This is a genomic window from Microbacterium sp. E-13 (assembly GCF_049912955.1).
Taxonomy (GTDB): Bacteria; Actinomycetota; Actinomycetes; order Actinomycetales; family Microbacteriaceae; genus Microbacterium.
In genome coordinates this window covers 2,385,401-2,408,221 of record NZ_CP183973.1, presented here as the reverse complement: position 1 = coordinate 2,408,221, position 22,821 = coordinate 2,385,401, and the positions used below count along the sequence as shown (strand labels likewise).

Sequence of the window (22,821 nt, the reverse complement as noted above, 5' to 3'; positions counted from 1 at the left end):
CGTGGCCATGTTCGACGAGGACACGACCATCGAGCCCGCGCCGCGGCAGCGCATGTCGCGTCGCACGCTCGTGGGCGTGTGGGCCCTCGCTATCGCCATGGTCGTGCTGCTGGTGATCACGTTCCTCCCCACTTCGTACGTGATCCAGCGGCCGGGTCCGGTCTACAACACCCTCGGGACCGCCGAGAACGCCGACGGCGAAGAGGTGCCGCTGATCTCCGTCGAGGGAGCGGACACCTACCCGACCGACGGCTCGCTCGACCTTCTGACCGTCCAGGTGCAGGGCAACCGGGAGCGCACGCCCTCGTGGTTCGAGCTCGCCACCGCGTGGTTCGACCCGAGCCGGGCCGTACTGCCGATCGACGCGATCTTCCCCGAGGGCCAGACCTCCGACGAGCGCGCGGAGGAGAGCGCGGCCATGATGGTCGACTCCCAGCACGAGGCGACGGCGGCGGCCCTCACCGAGCTGGGCTACGACGTCGGGGCGCAGCTCTCGGTCTACTCGGTCATCGGCGGCGCGGCGGCGGAGGGGGTCCTGCAGGAGGACGACCTCATCCTCGAGGCCGGCGGGCAGGCGGTGACGGACGTGTCGACGCTTCGCTCGGTGATCAACGCGGGTGACGGCGACCCGGTCGAGCTGCTGATCGAGCGAGACGGGGAGCAGCAGACGGTGGAGGTGACCCCGAAGGAGGGCACCGACGCCGAGGGCGAGACCACGTGGCAGCTCGGGGTGCAGCTGATCACCGACTACGACTTCCCGATCGACGTCACGATCCAGCTCAACAACGTCGGCGGCCCCAGTGCGGGCATGATGTTCGCCCTGGGCATCATCGACACGCTCACGCCGGGCGAGCTCAACGGCGGTGAGCAGGTCGCGGGCACCGGCACGATCGCCGCGGACGGCGAGGTGGGCCCCATCGGCGGCATCCGTCAGAAGATGTGGGGAGCGGTGGATGCCGGCGCCGACTGGTTCCTCGCCCCGCAGGCGAACTGCGACGAGGTCGTGGGCCACATTCCGGGCGACCTGCGGGTGTTCGCGGTCGAGGATCTCGACGACGCGCTCGCCGTGCTCGACGCGGTCCGCGAGGGCGGCGACCTCGACGCCCTGCCGACGTGCACCGTGCCATGAGATCCGACCGCGCCGACCGTGCCCGAAACGTTGCCGGTTTCTGAGACTTCGCCCAGGAAGGACAAGGCGGGGGCCGAGATTCCCCCGCCTAGGATGGGAACGTGACCACGACCTCGTCGCCGCCCCCGGCCACACCCTCCCGCACCCGACGCGTCGTCGCCATCACGCTTGCGGTCATCGCCGTGCTCGTGGTGGCGTTCTTCGTCTTCGCCAGCCTTTACGCCGACTGGCTCTGGTACGACCAGCTCGGCTTCTCGGAGGTGCTGCTGACACAGTGGGTCGCCCGCGTCGTGATGTTCCTGGTCGGCTTCCTCGGCATGGCGGTGCCGGTCTGGCTGTCGATCCAGCTGGCCTACCGCCTCCGCCCGGTGTACGCGCGCCTGAGCTCGCAGCTCGACCGGTACCAGGAGGTCGTCGAGCCCCTCCGCCGCCTCGCGATGTGGGGCATCCCCATCTTCTTCGGCTTCTTCGCCGGATTCGCCACGTCGGCGCAGTGGGAGACCACGTGGCTGTGGTTCAACGGCGTCGCGACCGACACCACCGACCCCGAGTTCGGGCTCGACACCGGGTTCTACATGTTCGCGATGCCGTTCTGGGGCGCCGTCGTCGGCTTCGCCTCGGCGGTCCTGCTCATCTGCCTGCTCGTGACGGCGCTCGTGTCGTACCTCTACGGCTCGGTGCGGATCGGCCAGCGCGAGCTGCGCATCTCGAAGTCGGCGCGCATCCAGCTCGCCGTGATCGCCGGTCTCTACCTCCTGGTGCAGGCGGCGAGCCTGTGGCTCGACCGCTACAAGACCCTCGTCGAACCGGGAGACCGCATCACCGGCCCCGGCTACACCGGCGTCCACGCCATCATCCCGGGCCAGACGATCCTCGCGTTCGCGGCCGTCATCGTGGCCATCCTCTTCTTCGTCACCGCCGTCATCGGCCGGTGGCGCTACCCCCTCATCGCGACCGCGCTGCTCGTGGTCTCGGCGATCGTCGTCGGCGTCGGCTACCCGTGGGTGGTCAACACCTTCCAGGTGCAGCCCAACCGCTTCGCACTCGAAGAGGAGTACTACCAGCGCAACGTCGACATGACGCATGCCGCCTACGGCGTCGACGGCCTGGAGCAGCAGGACTTCACGGCGGTGACGGATGCCGCCGCCGGGCAGCTGCGCGACGACGCCGCGACCACCGCCCAGGTGCGCATCATGGACCCGGCGATCATCTCGCCCAACGTGCGGCAGCTCGAGCAGTACCGCGGGTACTACCAGTTCGCCGACCCGCTCGATGTCGACCGCTACGACATCGACGGTGTCTCGCAGGACACCATCGTGTCGGTGCGCGAGCTCGATCTCACCGAGCTCGGGAATGCGGCGGACTGGCAGAACTCGGCGGTCGTCTACACGCACGGCTACGGACTCGTCGCCGCCAAGGGAAATGACCGCACGACCGAGGGCGACCCCGTCTTCCTCGAGCGCGGCATCCCGGCTCAGGGATTCCTCTCCGACCAGGAGGACTTCCAGCCGCGCGTGTACTTCGGCGAGTACTCGCCGCCGTACTCGATCGTCGGGGCCCCGGAGGGCGCGGAGCCGGTCGAGCTCGACTACCCGTCGGGGGAGGACGGCGCCGGCGAGACGAAGACCACGTTCGACGGAGACGGCGGTCCCAGCCTCGGCAGCGTCTTCAACCGTCTCATCTACGCGCTGAAGTTCCAGGCCGAGCAGATCCTCTTCTCCGACTACGTCAACGAGGACTCCCAGATCCTCTACGACCGCAACCCGCGGGAGCGCGTGCAGAAGGTCGCGCCGTACCTCACGCTCGACAACGACGCCTACCCCAGCGTGGTGGACGGCCGCATCGTCTGGATCATCGACGGCTACACGGTGAGCGCGAACTACCCGTACTCGTCGACCGTCAGCCTCACCTCGGCGATCTCGGACTCGAGCAACCCGGCGCCGCGGTTCGCGCTCGACGACATCAACTACATCCGCAACTCGGTCAAGGCCACGGTCGACGCCTACGACGGGTCGGTGACCCTCTACGCCTGGGATGAGAACGACCCGGTGCTGCAGTCGTGGCAGAAGGTGTACCCCTCGACGATCAAGCCGATCAGCGACATGTCTGCCGAGCTCATAAGCCACGTGCGGTACCCGACCGACCTGTTCAAGGTGCAGCGCACGATCCTCGGCGTCTATCACGTGGGCGACGCGCGGTCGTTCTACCAGAGCGACAACCGCTGGCAGACACCGAACGACCCGCAGGAGGAGACGCTGCTCCAGCCGCCGTACTACCTCACGATGCAGATGCCCGACCAGGATGCGCCGACGTACTCGATGTTCACGTCGTTCATTCCCGCAGCGACAGCGGGCAACGCGAGAAACGTGCTGATGGGCTATCTGGCGGTCGACTCGAACGCGGGAAGCGAAGCGGGCGTCAAGAGCGACGACTACGGCAAGCTGCGGATGCTGGTCATCGACGCGGACACCACGGTGCCAGGGCCTGGGCAGGTGCAGAACACGTTCAACTCCGACCCGCAGATCTCCGCGCAGATCAACCTGCTGAAGCAGGGGCAGTCCGAGGTGCAGAACGGCAACCTGCTGACGCTTCCCGTCGGCGGCGGACTGCTGTACGTGCAGCCGGTCTTCGTGCAGTCGTCGACCGGCACGAAGCTGCCGAAGCTGCAGAAGGTGCTCGTCTCGTTCGGTGACGACATCGCGTTCGAAGACACGCTGAACGACGCGCTCGACACCCTGTTCGGCGGTGACTCCGGGGCCGAGGCGGGCGACACCGACGTGACGCCCACGCCGGGCGCCACACCCACGCCGGGCGCCACACCCGCGCCCGAGCCGACCCCCGCGCCCACTCAGCCGACGGAGCCCGCGGACGCCTATCAGGCGGCGCTGCAGGAGGCCCAGCAGGCGATGCTGGACCGTCAGACGGCGCTCGAGGCCGGCGATTGGGCAGCCTACGGGGCGGCCGACGCACGGCTCACGGCGGCAGTCGAGAAGCTCATCGAGCTCGGCAAGCAGTAAGCACGACGCAGCAGGCCGGCCCCGCTCGGGGCCGGCCTGCGCGCTTTCCGGCGCCGCCGGAGGGCGCTCACGCGGTCAGGATCGCGTACCAGATGAGCAGCAGCGTGACGACGAAGCCCGACAGCTGGTTCACCCACAGGAACCGCCGCCAGCCGGTCGTGGCAGCGGCCGCATCGGCATCCGCGATCGACCGGTAGGGCCACACCGTCACGAGATACGGCACGACGAGTGCGGCGGCGAGCGGTCCCGGCCAGTTCGTCGCGAGCATGGCGATCCCGGCAGCGGCGTAGCAGGCGAGCGCGAAGCGCACGGTCCAGCGCGCCCCCCTCGCCGTGGCGATCGAAGCGATGCCTGCCTCGCGGTCGGCGACGACATCCTGCACGGCTCCGAACGCGTGGGAGGCGACGCCCCACAGCGCGAAGGCGACGATGAGTGCGACCAGCGGCGGCGTCCACGTCGCGCCGGCGAGGACCAGCCCGTACACGGCCGGCGAGAAGAAGTGGATGCTGCTGGTCGCCGAGTCGAGGAACGGACGTTCCTTGAGCCGCAGCGGTGGCGCGCTGTAGAAGACCACGAAGAAGAGGCTGAGGGCCAGGATCAACCACGAGATGGGTGATCCCGTGATCACGAGGTACACGACGAACGGCAGGCAGAGCAGGCCGGCCGCCCACAGGGTGATCCGGTGCATCCGCCGATCCAGCACAGCGCCGTGCGCACCGCCCTTGCGGGGATTGCGGAGGTCGGACTCGTAGTCGAACACGTCGTTGGTCCCGTACATCGCCAGGTTGTACGGCACGAGGAAGAAGAAGGTGCCCACGACGAGCGTCGTGTCGAGCTCGCGGGTCGTCATGAGATAGGCCGCCGCGAACGGGTACGCCGTGTTGACCCAGCTCACGGGCCTCGAAGAGACGAAGAGCTGACGCACGATGCTCCCCGCACCGAGCGGCGGGGCGGCCGTCATCGGGGCGCCCCCTCGCCGCGAGGCCGCACGGGGCCCAGGAGGGTGAACACCGCCGGCACGAGGAAGGCGGCGCACAGCGGGTACGCGAAGTCCTCGATGGGCGCGAGGCCGATCCGGAGCCCGGAGATGAGGTGCTCGGGGTAGGTGAAGAGATCGGCGGCGATCATGACGTTGTCGAACACCGCGGTGAGCACCAGCAGGATGGCGGCGGCGAGGACGGATGCCGTCATCCGCCGTCCGAATCCGGGGCGTGAGGCCGTGAGGAGCACGACGACGGCCGTCGCCGCCAGGAAGGGGAGAACGATGAGGGGATACGTCATCGTGCCTCCCTCGAGGGCGGCGGCGCGGCATCCGTGTTCCGGTGCGCGTGGAGGCGCTGCGTGCCCGCCCACACGACGAGCGCCAGGTAGCTGAGGAAGGCCAGGAACACGGGCTCCTCGAGGGGGAGGTGCGGCGCGAGGTCGACCCCGATGAGGAGGGGGCTGTCGCCCTTGACGAAGACGCCCGTGGCGATGCCGACGGCGTCCCACGCGAGGAAGAAGAGCGTGCCGATCGCCACCGCGAGGGCGCTGCGGGCGGGCGCCTGCCACGCGGCCAGCCGCCAGCGACGGTCGGCCAGGAGCACACCGAAGGCGGAGGCGAGGATCGCGGCGAGATAGAGCCCGGGCACCTTCACACTCTCGCAGGTTCTGCGAGGGGACCGGGTGAGCGATCCCCTCGCAGGCGCTTGACGACGAGCTCGGCTGAGATGAGGCACATGGGCAGGCCGATGCCGGGCAGCGTGGACGCGCCCACATAGGCGAGTCCCTCGACCTTGCGCGAGGCGTTGCGCGGGCGGAACACCGCGCTCTGCCCGAGGGTGTGCGCGAGCCCGAGGGCGTTGCCGCGCCACGCACCGAGGTCGTCTGCGAAGTCACCCGGTGCGACGGTGCGACGGACGACGATGCGGCCGGCGAGATCGGGGATGCCGCACCAGTCGGCGATCTGTGCGATCACGCGGTCGGCTGCGGCCTCGATCGCCGGGTCGCCCCCACCGGAGGTGCCCCCGTGCCCGAGCGTGGGGTCGGCGGGCACGGGGACGAGCACGAAGAGGTTCTCGTGCTCCGGCGGCGCCACGCTGGGATCCGTGGCGCTGGGTCGGCAGATGTAGATCGACGCCGGGTCGGGGATCCTCGGCCGCGCCCCGAAGATGTCGTCGAAGTTCGTGCGCCAGTCGCGCGTGAACAGCAGCGTGTGGTGCGAGAGCTGCGGCAGCGAGCCCGCGACACCGAGCATCACGAGCAGCGCCCCGGGGCTGGGCGTGCGCGAGCGCCACCACTCCTCGGGATAGGTCTGCAGCTCGCGGGGGAGCAGGCGCGTCTCGGTATGGTGCAGGTCGGCGCCCGACACCACGAGGTCGGCCGCGATGCGGCGCCCGTCGGCCAGCTCGACGCCCGTCGCGGCCCCCGCCGATGTCGTGATCGCCGTGACGCGGGCGCCCGTCTGAACGGAGACACCGGATGCCTCGGCGAGACGGGTGACGGCGGCGACGATCTCGGTGAACCCGCCGCGGGGGTACAGCACCCGGTCGCCGAGATCGAGATGGCTCATGAGGTGGTACAGGCTCGGCACGCCGTAGGGGGATCCGCCCAGGAACACGGCGGGGTACTCGAGGATCTGCCGCAGCCGTGGATCGGTGAAGCGGCTGTCGACGTGCCGGGCGAGGCTGCGGGTGAGGAGCGGGGCGAGTCGCGGCATCCGGCGCAGGAGGGCAGGGTCGCGCAGACCCGCCGTCGTCTCGTACGTGTCGTACAGGAAGCGCGAGACCGCGAGATCGTAGGCGTCTTCCGCGGAGTCCAGGTAGGCGTCCAGGCGGGCGCCGGCACCTTGTTCGACGCTCTCGAACAACGCCGTCGCCGCCTCACGACCGGATCTCACGTCGAGGGGCGCGAGGCCCGTCGACGGGTCGGAGTAGACGCGGTAGGCGGGATCCAGCGGCACGAGGTCGAGCTCGCGGTCCGCCGACGTTCCGAGCAGGCGGAAGAAGTGGTCGAAGACCTCCGGCATCAGGTACCAGCTGGGGCCGGTGTCGAAGCGGAAGCCGGACTGCTCCCACGATCCGGCGCGCCCGCCCAGCTCGTCGCGCGCCTCGACCAGCGTCGTGCGCCAGCCGTCTGCGGCGAGGAGCGCGGCCGCCGCGAGTCCGCCGATGCCCCCGCCGATCACGACGGCACGCTGCGCCGCACCGCCCGGCGTCATGCGCGCACGTCCCGCGGAGCGAAGCCGAGCATCGCCCGGGCGGCGACCCGCGCCTTGACGGCGTCGGGCACCCGCACACGCCCGCCGTCGGGCTCGCAGGCACGCAGGCGTGCGGCCAGCTCGGCGAAGAGATCGTGTGCCGCGGTGACGGCGCGCCGGCAGTCGGCGGGCAGGAGCGGGATCACTGCCGCCGCCGCCGCGAGGTCGGCGTCGATGCGGTCGCACACGGCCGCCCGCTGGTCTTCCCCGGCCGAGAGACCGAGGTAGTCCCGTCCCAGCACCTCGCCGTCATGGCTGAGATCGCGGAGGAAGTTCACGTCCTGGAAGGCGGCGCCCAGACGGCGGGCGCCTTCGATGAGTTCAGGTGACGGGGTCACCGGATGCTGCGCCCCCGCGTTGACGAACACCTGCAGGCACATCAGGCCGATCACCTCCGCGGAGCCGTACACGTAGACGTCGTGCGACGCCGCATCGTGACGGGTCGTCGTGAGGTCGGTGCGCATGGAGGCGAAGAACGGCTCCACGAGGTCCGGGCCGATCCCGCACTCGCGAGCCGTGCGGGCGAACGCGTGGACCACGAGGTTGGTGCTGAAGCCCCGGTCGATCGCCGTGAGCACCTCGCGCTCGAGTTCGTCCAGCAGCCGGCCGGCGAGCTCGGGCGTCAGCCCGGCCTCCTCGGCCGGACCGTCGACGACCTCGTCCGCGACACGGGCCAGGGCGTAGACGTTCCGCACGTGCGGCCGGGGGCGGGAGCCGAGCATGCGGCACGCCAGCCCGAACGACGTGGAGTACCGCGCGATGATCGTGGCCGCAGCATCCGTCGCGGCCTGATCGTAGAGGGCGAGACCGGTGGCCACCCCCGCGCGGGTTCCATTCACGGGATGCGCCCTTCGATGCAGTCGGCGAGGCTGCGCAGCAGAGCGCCGGCACGGTCGGGCAGCGCCGGATCGTGCGAAGCCGTGCGCACGGCGTCGAGCGTGTCGGTGATCAGCGCGACCAGCTGCTCGCGCGCTCCGCTGGACTCGAGCACCAGCTGGGCCTCGCGAACCGCCACCGGCCCCGTACGTGCCAGCGCCAGGGCCTGGTCCACGCGGGGCGCCGCACCGGATTCCCGGGCCAGCGCGACCAGGGGAGTGCGCTTGGCCTCGCGGAGATCGGGGCCGCTGTCGCGCCCCGTCTGCGCCGTGGTTCCGAACGCGCCGATCAGATCGTCGACGAGCTGAAAGGCCAGGCCGAGCTTTCCGCCCGCCTCGCCCAGCACCCGGAGCGCGACCGTGTCTGCACCTCCCAGCACCGCCCCGGCCTGGAGCGGTGCCCGGAAGGAGTAGACGGCCGTCTTGTTGAACGCGGTGTCGAGCGCGGCCCCGCGCGACGGGTGACGCGACGTGACGCTGTTCTCGACGTCCGCGAGCTCACCGGCCGCCGAGACCAGCACGGCATCGTCGAGCAGCGCGAGCAGGCGGTCACGGGTGGCGTCGTCGGTGTGCGCCATGGCGACGAGCCGGAACGCTTCGTGGAGCAGGATGTCGCCGGCGAGGATCGCGGCGGCGTCCCCGAGGAGCGCCGCGCCCTCCGCGTCGGCGCCCGCGGCGCGACCCCGGAGGCGGAACTCGCCGCCCACGTTGGCGACTCCGCGCCGCACGATGTCGTGGTCGATCACGTCGTCGTGGACGACGAACGCGGTGTGCAGAAGCTCGAAGGCGGCGGCGACCGAGAGCGCGGCCGACGCGTTGGCCTCGTCGGCCCCGAACGCCTCGAAGGATGCCGTGACCAGCGCGGGTCGCAGACGCTTGCCGCCGTGTGCGGCGCGTGTGATCGCATCGCCCAGCGCCCCGAAGGTCGCACCGAGCTGGGAGGCGCGCTCGCGGACGCGCGCGAGCGCTCCCTCGATGGCGATCTGCAGGTCCGGGTGCTCTGCGGCCGGGATCATGATGCCCGCCTCTGGCGTGCGGGCGTGTCGAACAGGTGCAGCTGCTGGGCTTGGAGCACGAGCCAGGGACTGAAGGCCCAGGGCGTCGCCTCGAGCGAGATCGCGAGCGACTCGGGCTCGACCCAGCGCGCGTCGATCACCTCGAGCGGGTTGAGCACAGGCTCGTCGTCGGTGTGGGCGAGGTAGACCGGGCACACTTCGTGCTCGACGATCCCGTTGGCGTCGGTGGCGCGATAGCGGAACAGGGGGAGTGCGACGCGAAGGCCGGTGAGCGTGATTCCGAGTTCGAAGTCGGCGTGCCGGCGAACGGCGGTCAGAACCTGCTCGGCCGGGCGCGGGTGACCGCAGAACGAGTTCGTCCACACTCCCGGCCAGGTGCGCTTGGTGAGAGCGCGCCGGGTGATGAGCACCTTCCCGTCGCTGTCCAGCACATGACACGAGAACGCCAGGTGCAGAGCGGTGTCCGGGCCGTGCACGCTGGACTTCGGGGCCGTCCCGATGGGGTTGCCGTCGTCGTCCAGCAGCACCACATGGTCGGTGTCGCTCATCCGACGCTCCTTTCAATTGCTAGCTAAACTAGCAATGACTGTTGTGCGATGCTACAACGGGTTCGATATGACGTCCATGATGCCGGAGCGGTGGGTGCCGCAGACAGAGCACGAGCACGCGGTGATGCGCGTGCTCACCTCGATCCGCGCCATGAGCGACGCCATGGAGCGCATGCACAGCGGCATGAAGGACGACATGGACATGAACGCCACCGACATGGCGGCGCTCCGGCTCCTGATCATCCGCGAGCGTCAGAACCGGCTTGTCAGCCCCAGCGACATCGCCCGGCACCTGCGCATCTCCACGGCGTCGACGACGAAGCTGCTCGACCGGCTCGTCGATTCCGGGCACGTCGAACGGCGTGCGCACCCGACTGACGGGCGGGGCCGTGTCGTCGTGCTGACGGAGGTCGCCAGGAGCGCGTTCTTCCGCGTGTTCGGTGGCCACCTGCGCTCGATGCGGGAGATGGCGGCGCGGTATGACGAGGCCGAGCTCTCGGTCGTCGCGCGCTTTCTGGACGACCTCACCGAGACGATGGACCCCCACAGCTGACCGCGACCAGAATCGCCGAGGAAACGAGGGAAGGGCGCCCCTTCCGGGACGCCCTTCCTTCTTCTTCTGTTGCGGGGACAGGATTTGAACCTGCGACCTCTGGGTTATGAGCCCAGCGAGCTACCGAGCTGCTCCACCCCGCGGCACAAGAAGTAAGCCTAGCACAGGATTCGAGTGGTCGTGACACGCGGTCATCCGGCTTGCCGGGCCGGGTCGGCGCGCGACAGGATGAAGCATGGCCGGTGCCCGCGACGTGCAGCCTCGAGACGACCGCATCGACGGCCGCGACGAGTCACCGGAGGAACGCGCCGACCGCAACTGGATCGAGGTGCTGCAGGAGCTGCGCGTGCTGCAGACCGGCACCCAGATCCTCACCGGATTCCTGCTCGCGCTCGCGTTCCAGCCCGCCTTCGGCGATCTCACCGGAAGTCAGCGTGCCCTGTACCTGGGACTCATCGTCCTGTCGGCGCTCAGCTCCATCATCGCCCTCGCCCCGGTGGGGATGCATCGAGTGCTGTTCCAGCAGCGCGCCAAGCCCGCGGTCGTCCGCTACGGCCATGTGTTCCTGATCACCTCCCTGCTGACGGTCTCGGTGCTCCTGGTGGGCGTGGTCGGCTTCGTGTTCGACGTCGTGCTCGGCGGCTCGGCCTTCTGGTGGGCGGTGCTGCCCCTTGCCCTGCTGATCCTCGTGCTCTGGCTGGTCGTGCCCGCTGCGATCCGTGCCCGGGTGCGAACGAACGGAGGCCGACGATGACCGACGCACTGCCCATCGCCGTCGCGCAGTTCGCGCCGACCGCCGATACCGCGGCGAACCTGGAGTCCATCGAGCACCTGGTGGCCACGGCATCCGCCCGCGGAGCGCGCCTCGTGGTGCTCCCCGAATACTCGAGCTACTTCGTCGATCCGTTCGACGGGTCGCTCGCCGAGCACGCGCAGGGTCTCGACGGGCCGTTCGTGCAGGCGATCACGGCGATCGCCGCCGCACATGGCATCGTCATCGCGGCGGGCCTGGTGGAGCGGGCCGGCGATCGTGAACGCGTGCGCAACACCGCCGTGGCCGTCGACGCGTCGGGACTCCTCGCGCACTACCGCAAGCTGCATCTCTACGACGCGTTCGGCCAGCGGGAATCCGACTGGGTGGAGCCGGGAGGCATCGAGCAGCCGCAGACCTTCGAGCTGGGCGGGCTGCGCTTCGGGCTCATGACCTGCTACGACCTCAGGTTCCCCGAGGTCGGGCGGACGCTCGTCGACGCGGGAGCCGACGTCTTCGTGGTGCCGGCCGAGTGGGTGCGCGGACCGCTGAAGGAGCACCACTGGCGCACACTGCTCCATGCCCGCGCCATCGAGAACACCGTCTTCGTCGCGGCAGCGGACCATCCGCCACCCCTCGGCGTCGGCAATTCGCTCATCGTCGATCCACAGGGAGTCGAACTCGCAGCGGTCGGCACATCGACCGACGTCGCCGTCGCCCATCTCGACGTGGGCGCGGTAGCGCGGGTGCGTCGTGTCAACCCTGCGCTGGCGCTGCGCCGTTTCCGCGTCGAGCCGCGCTGACCGGGCCTCTCACTGCAGGGCGGCGAGGCGGGATGCCGCGTCCTCGAGCACCTCGACGCGCTTGCAGGCGGCGAAGCGCAGGAGCGTCGCGTACTCGCTGCGCCGCTCCGGCGTCGTGAACGCGGTGAGGGGAATGGCGACGACCCCCGCACGCTCGGGGAGTTCGCGGCTGAGAGCGGCAGCATCCGTCGCTCCCAGGCTCGCCGCGTCGGCGACCGTGAAATACGAGCCGGCCGGGGTGGACACCTCGAACCCCGCGGCGCGCAGTCCCGCGCCCAGCACGTCGCGCTTGCTCCGAAGGGCGTCGGCGATGCCGAGGAAGAACTCGTCGCCCAGCCGAAGGCCCGTGGCGATCGCGGGCTGGAATGCGCTGCCGTTGACGTAGGTCAGATACTGCTTGACCGCCAGCACGGCGTCGACCAGGGGGGCGGGGCCCGAGATCCAGCCGATCTTCCAGCCGGTCGTCGAGAAGGTCTTGCCCCCTGACGAGATCGTGAGGGTGCGCTCCCACGCGCCGGGGAGCGTGGCGATCGGCACGTGGGGCTCATCGAAGACGAGGTGCTCGTAGACCTCGTCGGTGACGATGACCGCGCCGTGGCGCTCCGCGAGCCGCACGATCTCGTCGCGCACATCGGCGCCGAAGACCGCCCCCGTGGGGTTGTGGGGGTCGTTCACAAGGATCACGCGCGTGCGATCGGTCACGGCTGCCCGCAGCTCGTCGAGGTCCGGCTGGAAATCCGGCCACCGCAACGGCACGGTGACCAGCCGCGCACCGGAGAGGGCCACCACTGCGGCGTACGAGTCGTAGTACGGCTCGAACACGACGACCTCGTCGTCGGGGTCTTCGAGCAGCGCCAGCAGCGCGGCGGCGAGCGCCTCCGTGGCGCCCGCCGTCACCAGCACGTCGCGCGACGGATCCAGGAGCAGTCCGTAGAAGCGCTGCTGATGCTCGGCGACCGCCGACAGCAGATCCGGGATGCCGCGTCCCGGCGGATACTGATTCACCCCGTTCGCGATCGCCGCGCGGGCCGCTTCGAGCACCTCCGGCGGTCCGTCCTCGTCGGGGAAGCCCTGTCCGAGATTGATGGCGCCGGTGCGGGCCGCGAGCGCCGACATCTCGGCGAAGATGGTGGGGTGGATCGACCCGTCGGAACCGACGAGTCCGGCACCGGCTGCCGTGCGGTGCCACGCTCCGGGGATCTGTCGCATCGCTTCACCGTACCGGGCGGGCTCATCCCGCATGCATAGGCGAGTCCCACTCGCGTCATAAGAAACGCACAGCATCGGTGGGCACAGTGGTGAGTGCTTGGCAGAAGGAGCAACCATGAGCGACATCCAGGGCGACCGCCCGGAAGACCAGACCCCCGCCGTCCCCACCCAGTCCGCCGCGGAGGCCGCCGACGCCGCCGCTTCCGCTCAGCCCGCCGCTTCCGCCGCCCCGGCCGCGCCCGCCCAGCCCGCTGCGCTTCCTCCCGTTCCGCCGGGGCCCCAGGCCCTGCCGCCGGCCGGGTATCCGACCGGCGCCCACGCGTACGCCCGTCCGCAGGGCTATGCCGGCCAGCCGGGGTACCCGCACTCCTACGCGGGCCAGCCGGCGCCGGGCGCTCCCGGAGCCGCTTTCGGCGTCCATCCGGCCGACACCCAGCCGACCCTTCCGCTGGGCGGTGCGACCGGCGCCGCTCCGACGGCCACCCCGACGGCGACCCCCGGGCCGAAGAAGGCGTCGGGTGCCGGAAAGGTGGTGGGACTCATCGTCGCCGCCGCCATCGTCGGCGGCGCAGCCGGCCTCGGAGGCAGCTACGCGGGCGTGAACTGGTTCACTCCGGTGAACTCGTCGCCGGTCGCCGGACCGTCCACCGTCACCGTCAACGACACGGACTCGGTCAACCAGACCACGGCGATCGCCGCGAAGGTCGTGCCGAGTGTCGTCACGATCGAGGCCACGGGCTCCTCGGGGGCGGGCACCGGCTCGGGCGTCGTGCTCACCGAGGACGGGTACGTCGTCACGAACACCCACGTCGTCACCCTCGACGGTGCGACGGGAGACGCCACGATCCGGGTGACGACGTCGGATGGTCGCGTGTACGACGCCGAGGTCGTAGGCACCGACCCGACGTACGACCTCGCGGTCATCAAGCTGACCGATGCCGAAGGCCTGACGCCGATCGACTTCGCCGACTCGAGCAAGCTCAATGTGGGCGACACGACGGTCGCCGTCGGCGCGCCGCTCGGTCTTGCCAACTCGGTGACCGAAGGCATCGTGAGTGCGCTCAACCGCTCGATCCAGATCGCCTCGTCGGCGGCGCCCGACGCCGGCAGCCAGGACCAGCAGGACCAGCAGGACCAGAACAGCCAGGAGGGCCCGTTCCGGTTCGACTTCGGTCAGGGCCCGCAGCAGGGCGCGGCCACCGACAGCATCTCGATCGCGGTGATCCAGACCGATGCGGCCATCAACCCGGGCAACTCGGGCGGCGCGCTCGTCGACTCCGACGGCAAGCTCATCGGCATCAACGTGGCGATCGCGACCGCCGGCGGATCATCGACCGACGGCTCGGGCTCGATCGGCGTGGGCTTCTCGATTCCGTCCCAGATCGTCAAGCGCATCACGGGCGAGATCATCGACAACGGCTCGGCGAGCCACGGCCTGCTCGGCGCCAACGTACGGGCCGCGGCGTCCGTCGAGGATGCGACGATCACCGGTGCGTACATCGCGGGCGTGACCGACGGCGGCGCGGCGGCCAGCGCCGGCCTCCGTGAGGGCGACATCGTCACGCAGTTCGACGGCGTGCCGATCACCGATGCCACCGACCTCACGGCGCAGGTGCGCGCCGCGGCGTCGGGCAGCACGGCCGAGATCACGTACGTCCGCGACGGCAAGACGCAGACCGTGAAGGTGACGCTCGGCGAGCTCACCCCGTAGTGCAGACCTCCCCGGGACGCCATCCCACGAGCCGGTAGGCTCGCGGGATGGCGTCCTTCTCGTTCGGCGCGGGGAATGCCCGAAAGCTCGCGACGATCCCGCTGTATGCCGCAGGACGCATCCTCACCCTCGTCGTGCCTCGCACCCGAGACGAGTGGGTGTTCGGGTGTGCGGTCGGCATCGCCGACGGAGCCCTCGCTCTCTGGGACGTCGCGGCCGCCGACGGCCGCCGCCCGGTGTGGCTGGTCGGCTCGGAGCGGGAGGCGACGGATGCGGCAGCCCGCGGCATCCCGACCGTTCCCCGGCGCTCGCTGCGCGGCCTCTGGCGCACGGCTCGCGCCCGCGTCGTCGTCGTGACCCACGGCTTCGGCGACGTCAACCGTTACGCGGTCTCGGGGGCGTTCGTGGTGCAGCTGTGGCACGGCATCCCGCTCAAGCGCATCGGGCTCGACTCGCCCGAGACGCTCCGCGTCCCCGCTGCGGTCGCGCGTGCGCGCTCCGCCCGCGCGGTGCGCGGGCTGCTGCGGTGGATGTACCGCGGCGCAGCGCGGCGCATCCGTGTGCTCCCCGCCGCCTCCCACCTCGTGCGCGGTCGGCTCGAGTCGGCCTTCTCGCTTCCCGACGCGAGCGTGCCCGTGACGGGCGAGCCGCGCGTGGACGTGCTCTCGCGCGGCACCGCGGAAGACCGCCGCACGGCCGCGCGGGCCGCCATCGCCCGGGCGGTGCCGCGCCCTCAGGAAGCGACGCGGTTCGTGCTGTACGCGCCGACGTGGCGCGACGGGGCCGCCGATCCCGCGATCCCGACCGCCGGCGAGTGGACGCGGATCGTCGACGTGCTGGAGCGTCACGACGCGACCCTGCTGGTGCGCTCGCACCCGCTGGGCGCCGGGGATTACGCGCCGCCGTCGCACACCGACCGTGTGCAGTCGCTCTCGAGCGAACTCGTACCCGACGTCACGCCGCTGCTGCCGGGGCTGGACGCCCTCGTCACCGACTACTCTTCGCTGGCCTTCGACGCGTCGCTGGTTCCGCTGCCGACCGTTTTCCTCGCCCCCGATGTCGAGGAGTACGCCCGCCGGCGGGGCTTCTACGGCAGGTACGCCGACGTCGCAGGTGACGACTGGGCGGCGGACTGGACGGAGGCGGCCGCCCAGCTGGACGCGCTGCTCGGCGACGACGACGCACGGGAACGGCGTCTCGAGCGCGCCCGCACCTTGAGCGCGCGCGTCCACTCGTTCCGCGACGGCCGGAACGCCGAGAGGGTGTACCGTGCGATTCTGGCCGGAACGGCCGAAGATGACCACCCGAGGGAAGGATCTGGATGACCGACGCGCGCTTCACGACGGAGGGCGGCCCGGCACTCGTGCTCTCGGGCGTCGGCGAGCGGCCGGCATCCGTCGAGATCGTGGGTGCGCGCGCCCGCGTCGCCGCTCGTGCGACCGGACGCGGCAAGACGTGGAAGGCGACGCTGCCGCTGCGGGCGGCCCGCTGGGGCGGTCCGGAGCTTCCTCTCCCATCGGGCCCCTATGAGGTTCGGATCGCCGATGAGGAGGGGGGAGGCATCCGCCCGCCGAAGGCCGTTCCCCTGACGCAGCTCGGCACTCTCCGCGCGACGCTGGAGGAGGGGACGCTGCTCATCGGCCCCCCGATGGACCCGGCCTACGACTCGGGCGAGGGCCAGGACGCCCTCGAGCGCCGCTACGCCACGCGCCCCGCCACCGGCTTCGAGAACGCGGTGTTCTTCGAGAGCTTCTACGGCCGCAACGCCAGCTGCAACCCGTTGGCGATCGACCGCGAGATCGCCCGGCGAGCTCCGGGCGTCACGCGGTACTGGAGCGTCGTCGACCTGTCGGTCGCGGTGCCCGAGGGTGCGATCCCCGTCGTCGAGGGCACCCCCGAGTGGTGGCGCGCCCGCGGCGCCGCGCGGCTGCTCGTCGTCAATGACTGGCTGCGCCGGCGGTTCGCGAGGCGCAAGGGGCAGGTGGTGCTGCAGACCTGGCACGGCACGCCGCTCAAGCGGCTCGCGCTGCACCGGCCCGGCTTCGACCCGCGGCGCATGGCGGCGGTCGCTCGCGAGTCCCGGCGATGGAACGTGCTGCTCGCGCAGAATCCCTACGCCGCGCGGATCCTGAGCAAGGCCTACGCATTCCTCGCTCGCCCGGTGTGGATCGAGGGGTATCCGCGCAACGATGTGCTGACCCGTGGCGACGGCACCCCGACGCGCGAGGCGCTCGGCATCCGTCCCGGTGAGCGCGTCATCCTCTACGCGCCGACGTGGCGCGACGACCGCGACCAGATCGTGGACTTCGTGGACCCGGCCGCCCTCGCGGCCAAGACCGATGCGGTCGTCCTGGTGCGCGGGCACTCCCGAACGCTGCTGCCGGGGCGGGATGCCGAAGGCCCGCGCGTGATCGACGTCACCGGGTTCCCCGATACGTCCCTGCTCCTGCTGGTCGCGGATGCACTGGTCACCGACTACTCCTCGGTGATGTTCGACTTCTCGGTCACCGGCAAGCCCATGTACTTCCTCGTGCCCGACATCGAGCACTACCGCGGCGAGCTGCGCGGCTTCTACTTCGATCTCGCGGCTCACGCGCCGGGCCCCATGGTCCGCACGCAGGAGGAGCTCGTCGCCGCGCTGGAGGCCGGCGACACCTCCGCGTACGCCGAGCGCTACTCCCTCTGGCGCGAGAAGTTCAACGCCCGCGACGACGGGCACGCCGCCGAGCGGGTCGTCGCGCGCATCTTCGATCAGGGCTTCATCGAGTCCTGACCAACCCCTCGACCCGTCAGGGCAGGGGCGTGTTGCGGCTTCCCAGCCGTGACGTGTCGACGGTGTCGTGCGCGCCGCCCACGACGCCGAGGAGGAAGCCCCAGCCCCACGAGAGGTGCATGGTCGGGAGCACGGCCGCCGTCCATAGCTTGTCGCGCCAGCCGCGCCCGCCACCCGGGCCGACGGCGACCGCGACGACGAGGATCGCGTATGCGAGCAGGGGCAGGTAGACGACGGATGCCACCACCGCCCACCAGCCCTGCAGCACGCCCGTCAGCTGCAGGGTGGCGACGACCAGCGCCAGAGCGATGGTGAGCACGAGGGCCGGAGGGGCGAAGAAGCGCAGCGAGTTGCCGCGGCCGAAGCGACGGACGAGCTCGCCGCGCCAGCGACCGGTCGCCGCGAACTGGCGCACCAGGCGCGTCCAGCTCTCGCGGGGCCAGTACGTGACCGCGAGGGCCGGGTCGAACCACACGCGGTAGCCGGCGCGTCTGATGCGGAGGTTGAGCTCCCAGTCCTCCCCGCGACGGATGCTCTCGTCGAACAGACCCACCTCGTCGAGTACGTCCCGGCGCATGACGCCGAGGTAGGCCGACTCCGCCTCGCCCTCCTGCGTGCCGCCGTGGTACGCACCGCCGCCCAGCCCGATGGGGGAGTTGTACGCCCGCGCGACGGCGCGCTGGAACGGCGTTCTCCCGTCCGCCCTCATCACTCCGCCCACGTTCGCGGCGCGCACGCGGTCGAGCGTCGCGAGAGCGCTGCGCGCATAGGTCGGGTCCAGTTCGGAGTGCGCGTCCACGCGCACGACGGTGGGGTAGCGCCCGGCCCGGATCGCCAGGTTGAGTCCGATCGGGATGTCGGCCTCCGGGTTCTCTGCCAGCACGATGCGGTCGTCGGCGGCGGCGAGCTCGCGCGCCAGCTCGCTGGTGCCGTCGGTCGACGGGCCGAGGGCCAGGATCAGCTCGGTCGGACCCGGGACGTCTTGAGCGAGCACGGTCTCGACGGCTCGGCGCAGGTAGGCGTGCTCGTTGAGCACGGGCATCACGAATGTCACGCCGGCACCGGGGGGAGGGACCGGAGCGTCCCTGCGCCCGTGTTGCTCGACCTGCACGCGTCGATCATGTCACGGCCGGCCCCGGGAACCTGCCCAAGCCCCTTTAGGCTGGAGGTGTGGGTCTCGTCTCGGATGGCAAGAAGGCGTTCGCGCTCCTGAAGAAGGCGGTGCGCAACCGTTCTGCGGTGATCGACGTCCGGCGCACGCTCTCGGCGAGGATGCAGCATCCGCCGTTCCACTACCGCGTCGCGGTGTACTTCGCCGATGGTGCGGTCAACATGTATCAGATGCGCCAGTGGTACAAGCCGCTCGCGGGACTGGCCGAGAGGTGGCCCGTCGTGGTGCTGAGCCGCGCGGCCACCGGGGCGCAGGCGCTCATCGCCGATGGTGCGCTGCCGGTCGCCTTCCTGCCCACCGTGCGCGACCTCGAGCGCTTCATCGCCAAGCAGGACATCCGCGTCGTGCTGTACGTGAACCAGAACACCCGCAACTTCCAGATGTTCCGGTACGGCCGCCGGTGGCACGTGTTCATCAACCACGGCGAGTCCGACAAGATGTACATGACCACCAACCAGTACAAGGCCTACGACTACGCCATGATCGCGGGCGACGCCGCCCGAGAGCGCCTCTCGCGCGTGCTGTGGGACTACGACCTCGATCGGCGCACGATCCAGATCGGCCGTCCGCAGGCCGACCACTACTCCGGTGCCCTGCCCTACACGCCCGACGAGCGCACGGTGGTTCTGTACGCGCCCACCTGGGAGGGGGACCGCCCGTCGGCCCATTACGGCTCGATCGCCACGCACGGCGAGGCGCTCGTGACCGCGCTCCTCGCCACAGGCCGCCACCGCGTCATCTACCGCCCCCACCCGCGCTCGGGAGTGGTGGATCACGAGTACGGCGCGGCGAACAAGCGCATCATCGCGGCGCTCGCCGCCGCCAACGCGAAGGATCGGCGCGCCCAGCACGTCTTCGACGACGGACCCGACCTCGGGTGGCAGCTGGCTGCCGCCGACGTCGCCATCGTCGACATCTCGGCGATGGTGTACGACCGGCTCGCCGCCGACAAGCCCCTCCTCATCACCCGCCCGGTGGACCCGGCCGCGGCGATCGACACGCACGGCTACCTCTCGGCGTGCGAGTGGCTCGACGCCTCCGACGCTGCGGGCATCGTGGCGCAGACGGAGCGCGTTCTCGACGATCCCGACGCTGTTGCGCGACTCGAGGAATGGGTGACGCGCTACTTCGGCGACACCGCCCCCGGTGCGGCGACCGAGCGGTTCCACGCGGCCGTGCAGCGTCTCATGGACGACTGGGATGCCTGGTACGCCCGGTCCGTCGACGAGTCCGACGACGGCGAGCCCGAAGACGAGGCAGAGCTCGACGACGAAGGCTGAGCCCGCCTCGCACGCCTGCCTGCCTCGCCGTGGCGACGCGCCCCTCAGCCGACAGGCGCCGGCCGCTCCACCAGGCGTGCGATCGCCTGCAACGGGATGGCGACCCAGGTCGGCCGGTTGCGGGCCTCGTAGATCGCCTCGTACACGGCCTTGTCGAGTTCGAGCGCGGCGAGGAGCGGATGCTGCGGATCCAGATCGCTGCCCGACGCAGCGGCGTAGCCCTCGACGAAGGCGGCACGGGCATCGCGCGCCCATCCGCGCACCGCGGCTTCGCGCTCGGGCTCATCGAGGCGGAGCGATCCGGCGACGTAGTCGAAGGAGCGGAGCATGCCCGCCACGTCGCGGAGCGCGAAGTCCGGCTGCGTGCGCTCGGCCATGGGCCGGAGCGGCTCGCCCTCGAAATCGACGAGGACCCATCCGCGATCGGGGGAGTGGAGCACCTGCCCGAGGTGGTAGTCGCCGTGGATGCGCTGCAGGTCGGGCCAGGGCACATCGAGCGCCCGTCGGTACACCGCTGCGGCCGCCTCGTGCTGCCGCGCCATCTCCGGCACCTCGGCGCTCGCGATGGCGAACCTGCGCTCCCACGTCGCGGCGGTGGCGTCGCGGTCGGCCGCTGTGGCCGGGTGGGTGGGAAAGCACTGCGCGAGGGAGACGTGCACCTCTGCGGTCGCGGTGCCGAGCGCGCGTGCGGCGTCGCGGAAGTCCCCGCCGCTCGCCGCGGCTCGCAGCGCGACGCGCCACGCGTCTTCGACGCCGGGAAGGAACTCCTGGGCGAACGCCAGTGAGCCCTGCACGGTTCCCTGTGCGGTCGCGAGATCGGGCCAGGCGCCCTCGATGGACCCGATCGGGCGGGCGACGTACGGTGAGCCGGCCGCGGCCAGTGCTCCCTGGAGCTCGATGTCGGGGTTGAGGCCCGCATGGAGCTGCCGGTAGACCTTGCAGATCACCGGGGTCCCCGCACCCTCGTACACCAACGACGTGTTGGACTGCTCACCGCTCATGACGCGCGCGCCGGCGAAAGCCGGGCGGTCGTCCGGGGCGGTGGGGTGACCCACGGCGGCGGTCTGCGGGCCGCGTGCGGTTCCCCCGCGCGCGATCAGGCGCAGGAGCGCTTTCGCATATGCCGGGTCGAACGGCCCGTCGATGAACGTCGTGCCCGGCGCGGGGCTGCCGACGATGTGGGCGGGGTCGGCGTCGACGGTCTCCGTCGGTCGTTCGACGATGGGGATCTGGTACAGCACGACGGGGAGGGCACCCTCGTCCGCCACGAGGAAGGTCCGCACCCGCGCGTCCTCATCGCCCGGATGGACGGTGAGGTCCCACCACGAAACGAGGCGCAGGCTCGGCGGGCGCCCCTTCGCGGCGTACCACCGCTGTCGCGGCATCCACGCGGCAAGGCATGCCAACGTGCTGTCCATACCCGCGAGCGTATGCCCACGATCGACGGCCTGTCGAGACGGCGCGTGCAAGCGCTTGCCTGAGCAGCTCCGGCGATGGCCCCGGCGGCAGTGGCCTCTCTCGCGCCCATCACCTCGGTCGCTCCGCGGTTCGCTGCGTGCCGTGCCGCAGGTCTCGGTCGAGGACCCACGACGGGAGGGTGAACGCGACCGTCAGCGTGTTCAGGAGGGCGGTCAACTCGTGTTCGGGCCGGATCGCCGCCGCGCTCGTGAGCAGTCTGCCTGCGCTGGACCCCATACCCAGCGCCCAGTGCAGCCAGGCGAGCACGCAGAGCATCGTCGGGCGGTCGTCGCGCGGTGCGTGTGCCGTCGCGAAGGAGATGATCTCGGCGGCGCGGCGCAGGCGCGCGCGGTCAGGGCGTAGGCGCCCCTGGCCGCACAGGAGTTCGCCGACTTCGTGCTCGCGGCGGTGAGGGCGCCGTCGCGCTTCGCGCTGCATCAGCTGGAAGGGTGTCGTTCCGAGAGCGGCGGCCCGGCGCCGCCGGTCGAGCGTCTTCGCCCAGTGGTCGGCCGCTCGATCGGGGCCGAGCGCGGCCTGAACCAGCACGCGGTCGTAATCCCCTTCCGTCTGGAGCGTCGCGATGAGTTCAGCGAGCCGGTGCGCGCCGGTACCGGCCGAGTCGTCGGTGAGCATGCGCTCGAAGGCGTCGATCGGATCCGCAAGAGGTGAGGGTACGAGTCTCCCGAAAGCATCGGCGCGCGCTCCGTGACGCAGATCGGCCAGAGCGATCGCTACCCGCGAGGCGAGCGGGGCATCCGTCTTCGGCAGCGTTCCATTGAGGCACGACTCGGCCTGCACGTCGAGCGCCGCGGTCAGGCCCGCAGGGCTCTGGGCGATTTCGCTCAATGGTCGTCGGGTCCGCTCGTCGAAGCAGGCCCAGCCATCGGAGCCGACGCAGAACGTGTCGATGACAACGAATCCGCCCGAGCGGAATCGACTGAGGAGGTGCTGCTCGAGCTCGGCGAAACGGTGAAGAGCGACATCGACGGGGTCGTCCGTGTAGATGGCGATCGCGACTCCGTCGCATCCGCCCAGCCTGCTCACCATGCCGAGCAGTCTGGACGCGACCGACTGATACTCGGCTGTCGTCTCGCGTGACGGCAGGTCGTGTCGCAATACCGCAGGCGTGCGCCGGCCGGCAAAGGGGGCGATGGCGATTCCGGGCGGAATCGGTCCACCGGCGAGGAATGGGAGGACCGCGAGCAGATCAGCGGGCGAACTTGCTTTCACGATCGTGGGGGCATCCGTCATGCCGCCATCGTTGTGCCGAAGCCGGGCGCGGCGGGACA

At 70.9% G+C, this 22,821-nt stretch carries 20 protein-coding genes and 1 tRNA gene; 9 read left to right on the top strand and 12 right to left on the bottom strand.

The window, feature by feature from the left end:
• Position 1: 1 nt before the first annotated feature.
• Both ACN9MP_RS11120 and ACN9MP_RS11115 read left to right on the top strand, forming a co-directional pair.
• The gene (locus tag ACN9MP_RS11120) at positions 2-1,129 is read left to right on the top strand and encodes a YlbL family protein (RefSeq protein ID WP_426320175.1); all 1,128 of its coding nucleotides are present in this window, start codon (positions 2-4) and stop codon (positions 1,127-1,129) included.
• A 101-nt stretch (positions 1,130-1,230) separates the two neighbouring features.
• Complete coding sequence (locus ACN9MP_RS11115) at positions 1,231-4,146, top strand: UPF0182 family protein (RefSeq protein ID WP_426320174.1); 2,916 nt, start codon at positions 1,231-1,233, stop codon at positions 4,144-4,146.
• 67 nt (positions 4,147-4,213) lie between these two features.
• On the opposite strand, the gene ACN9MP_RS11110 is transcribed toward ACN9MP_RS11115, so the two are convergent.
• Genes ACN9MP_RS11110 through idi form a run of 7 tightly spaced genes read right to left on the bottom strand, consistent with a single transcriptional unit; the run spans position 4,214 to position 9,823 of the window.
• Positions 4,214-5,107 carry a prenyltransferase gene (locus ACN9MP_RS11110; RefSeq protein WP_426320173.1) on the bottom strand — a complete coding sequence of 298 codons (894 nt, stop codon included), beginning with the start codon at positions 5,105-5,107 and terminating at the stop codon, positions 4,214-4,216.
• The gene (locus ACN9MP_RS11105) at positions 5,104-5,427 is read right to left on the bottom strand and encodes a lycopene cyclase domain-containing protein (protein WP_426320172.1); all 324 of its coding nucleotides are present in this window, start codon (positions 5,425-5,427) and stop codon (positions 5,104-5,106) included. The genes ACN9MP_RS11110 and ACN9MP_RS11105 overlap by 4 nt, the downstream gene beginning before the upstream one ends.
• On the bottom strand, positions 5,424-5,777 hold the full coding sequence (locus ACN9MP_RS11100) for a lycopene cyclase domain-containing protein (RefSeq protein WP_426320171.1): 354 nt from the start codon (positions 5,775-5,777) through the stop codon (positions 5,424-5,426). Before ACN9MP_RS11100 ends, ACN9MP_RS11105 begins: the two co-directional genes overlap by 4 nt.
• A gap of 2 nt (positions 5,778-5,779) precedes the next feature.
• Positions 5,780-7,345, bottom strand: coding sequence for a phytoene desaturase family protein (gene crtI, locus ACN9MP_RS11095; protein ID WP_426320170.1), 1,566 nt, complete (start codon positions 7,343-7,345; stop codon positions 5,780-5,782).
• Positions 7,342-8,223: a phytoene/squalene synthase family protein gene (locus ACN9MP_RS11090; protein WP_426320169.1), complete on the bottom strand. Its 882-nt coding sequence runs from the start codon at positions 8,221-8,223 to the stop codon at positions 7,342-7,344. The genes crtI and ACN9MP_RS11090 overlap by 4 nt, the downstream gene beginning before the upstream one ends.
• The gene (locus ACN9MP_RS11085) at positions 8,220-9,275 is read right to left on the bottom strand and encodes a polyprenyl synthetase family protein (protein WP_426320168.1); all 1,056 of its coding nucleotides are present in this window, start codon (positions 9,273-9,275) and stop codon (positions 8,220-8,222) included. The genes ACN9MP_RS11090 and ACN9MP_RS11085 overlap by 4 nt, the downstream gene beginning before the upstream one ends.
• A complete protein-coding gene (gene idi / locus ACN9MP_RS11080) occupies positions 9,272-9,823 on the bottom strand; it encodes an isopentenyl-diphosphate Delta-isomerase (RefSeq protein ID WP_426320167.1) in 552 nt (183 codons plus the stop codon). The genes ACN9MP_RS11085 and idi overlap by 4 nt, the downstream gene beginning before the upstream one ends.
• Before the next feature lie 34 nt (positions 9,824-9,857).
• On the opposite strand from idi, the gene ACN9MP_RS11075 reads away from it, so the two are divergent.
• Entirely contained in the window at positions 9,858-10,376 is a 519-nt protein-coding gene (locus tag ACN9MP_RS11075) for a MarR family winged helix-turn-helix transcriptional regulator (protein ID WP_426320166.1), read from the top strand.
• 69 nt (positions 10,377-10,445) lie between these two features.
• On the opposite strand, the gene ACN9MP_RS11070 is transcribed toward ACN9MP_RS11075, so the two are convergent.
• Positions 10,446-10,519 (bottom strand) — tRNA-Met (locus tag ACN9MP_RS11070).
• A 92-nt stretch (positions 10,520-10,611) separates the two neighbouring features.
• Here ACN9MP_RS11070 and ACN9MP_RS11065 point away from each other — a divergent pair.
• Positions 10,612-11,130, top strand: coding sequence for a DUF6328 family protein (locus ACN9MP_RS11065; RefSeq protein WP_426320165.1), 519 nt, complete (start codon positions 10,612-10,614; stop codon positions 11,128-11,130).
• Positions 11,127-11,930, top strand: a complete 804-nt coding sequence (locus ACN9MP_RS11060) for a carbon-nitrogen hydrolase family protein (protein ID WP_426320164.1) — start codon at positions 11,127-11,129, stop codon at positions 11,928-11,930. Before ACN9MP_RS11065 ends, ACN9MP_RS11060 begins: the two co-directional genes overlap by 4 nt.
• A 9-nt stretch (positions 11,931-11,939) precedes the next feature.
• Here ACN9MP_RS11060 and ACN9MP_RS11055 read toward each other — a convergent pair whose 3' ends face one another.
• Positions 11,940-13,139, bottom strand: coding sequence for an aminotransferase class I/II-fold pyridoxal phosphate-dependent enzyme (locus ACN9MP_RS11055; protein WP_426320162.1), 1,200 nt, complete (start codon positions 13,137-13,139; stop codon positions 11,940-11,942).
• Between the two features lie 115 nt (positions 13,140-13,254).
• Between ACN9MP_RS11055 and ACN9MP_RS11050 the strand changes: the two genes are divergently transcribed.
• Genes ACN9MP_RS11050 through ACN9MP_RS11040 form a run of 3 tightly spaced genes read left to right on the top strand, consistent with a single transcriptional unit; the run spans position 13,255 to position 17,623 of the window.
• Complete coding sequence (locus ACN9MP_RS11050; RefSeq protein ID WP_426320160.1) at positions 13,255-14,850, top strand: S1C family serine protease; 1,596 nt, start codon at positions 13,255-13,257, stop codon at positions 14,848-14,850.
• A 47-nt stretch (positions 14,851-14,897) separates the two neighbouring features.
• Positions 14,898-16,175, top strand: coding sequence for a CDP-glycerol glycerophosphotransferase family protein (locus ACN9MP_RS11045; protein ID WP_426320158.1), 1,278 nt, complete (start codon positions 14,898-14,900; stop codon positions 16,173-16,175).
• Entirely contained in the window at positions 16,172-17,623 is a 1,452-nt protein-coding gene (locus ACN9MP_RS11040) for a CDP-glycerol glycerophosphotransferase family protein (RefSeq protein WP_426320156.1), read from the top strand. The genes ACN9MP_RS11045 and ACN9MP_RS11040 overlap by 4 nt, the downstream gene beginning before the upstream one ends.
• A gap of 16 nt (positions 17,624-17,639) precedes the next feature.
• Here the strand turns inward: ACN9MP_RS11040 and ACN9MP_RS11035 are convergent, their stop codons facing one another.
• Complete coding sequence (locus ACN9MP_RS11035) at positions 17,640-18,677, bottom strand: glycosyltransferase family 2 protein (protein ID WP_426320154.1); 1,038 nt, start codon at positions 18,675-18,677, stop codon at positions 17,640-17,642.
• A 116-nt stretch (positions 18,678-18,793) separates the two neighbouring features.
• Here ACN9MP_RS11035 and ACN9MP_RS11030 point away from each other — a divergent pair, with 116 nt between their 5' ends.
• Positions 18,794-20,074, top strand: a complete 1,281-nt coding sequence (locus ACN9MP_RS11030) for a CDP-glycerol glycerophosphotransferase family protein (protein ID WP_426320152.1) — start codon at positions 18,794-18,796, stop codon at positions 20,072-20,074.
• A 44-nt stretch (positions 20,075-20,118) separates the two neighbouring features.
• Here ACN9MP_RS11030 and ACN9MP_RS11025 read toward each other — a convergent pair whose 3' ends face one another.
• Positions 20,119-21,492: a maltokinase N-terminal cap-like domain-containing protein gene (locus tag ACN9MP_RS11025; protein ID WP_426320150.1), complete on the bottom strand. Its 1,374-nt coding sequence runs from the start codon at positions 21,490-21,492 to the stop codon at positions 20,119-20,121.
• Positions 21,493-21,601: 109 nt separating this feature from the next.
• A complete protein-coding gene (locus ACN9MP_RS11020) occupies positions 21,602-22,783 on the bottom strand; it encodes a DUF4192 family protein (RefSeq protein WP_426320147.1) in 1,182 nt (393 codons plus the stop codon).
• Positions 22,784-22,821: the final 38 nt, after the last annotated feature.

What these genes read in the sequence shown, in the direction of transcription:
- idi (WP_426320167.1), bottom strand. Translation starts at nt 9,823, where the DNA reads ATGAGCGACACCGACCATGTGGTGCTGCTGGACGACGACGGCAACCCC.
- ACN9MP_RS11040 (WP_426320156.1), top strand. Translation starts at nt 16,172, where the DNA reads ATGACCGACGCGCGCTTCACGACGGAGGGCGGCCCGGCACTCGTGCTC.
- ACN9MP_RS11075 (WP_426320166.1), top strand. Translation starts at nt 9,858, where the DNA reads ATGACTGTTGTGCGATGCTACAACGGGTTCGATATGACGTCCATGATG.
- ACN9MP_RS11045 (WP_426320158.1), top strand. Translation starts at nt 14,898, where the DNA reads ATGGCGTCCTTCTCGTTCGGCGCGGGGAATGCCCGAAAGCTCGCGACG.
- ACN9MP_RS11025 (WP_426320150.1), bottom strand. Translation starts at nt 21,492, where the DNA reads ATGGACAGCACGTTGGCATGCCTTGCCGCGTGGATGCCGCGACAGCGG.
- ACN9MP_RS11065 (WP_426320165.1), top strand. Translation starts at nt 10,612, where the DNA reads ATGGCCGGTGCCCGCGACGTGCAGCCTCGAGACGACCGCATCGACGGC.
- ACN9MP_RS11105 (WP_426320172.1), bottom strand. Translation starts at nt 5,427, where the DNA reads ATGACGTATCCCCTCATCGTTCTCCCCTTCCTGGCGGCGACGGCCGTC.
- ACN9MP_RS11085 (WP_426320168.1), bottom strand. Translation starts at nt 9,275, where the DNA reads ATGATCCCGGCCGCAGAGCACCCGGACCTGCAGATCGCCATCGAGGGA.
- ACN9MP_RS11060 (WP_426320164.1), top strand. Translation starts at nt 11,127, where the DNA reads ATGACCGACGCACTGCCCATCGCCGTCGCGCAGTTCGCGCCGACCGCC.
- ACN9MP_RS11110 (WP_426320173.1), bottom strand. Translation starts at nt 5,107, where the DNA reads ATGACGGCCGCCCCGCCGCTCGGTGCGGGGAGCATCGTGCGTCAGCTC.
- ACN9MP_RS11055 (WP_426320162.1), bottom strand. Translation starts at nt 13,139, where the DNA reads ATGCGACAGATCCCCGGAGCGTGGCACCGCACGGCAGCCGGTGCCGGA.
- ACN9MP_RS11020 (WP_426320147.1), bottom strand. Translation starts at nt 22,783, where the DNA reads ATGACGGATGCCCCCACGATCGTGAAAGCAAGTTCGCCCGCTGATCTG.
- crtI (WP_426320170.1), bottom strand. Translation starts at nt 7,345, where the DNA reads ATGACGCCGGGCGGTGCGGCGCAGCGTGCCGTCGTGATCGGCGGGGGC.
- ACN9MP_RS11050 (WP_426320160.1), top strand. Translation starts at nt 13,255, where the DNA reads ATGAGCGACATCCAGGGCGACCGCCCGGAAGACCAGACCCCCGCCGTC.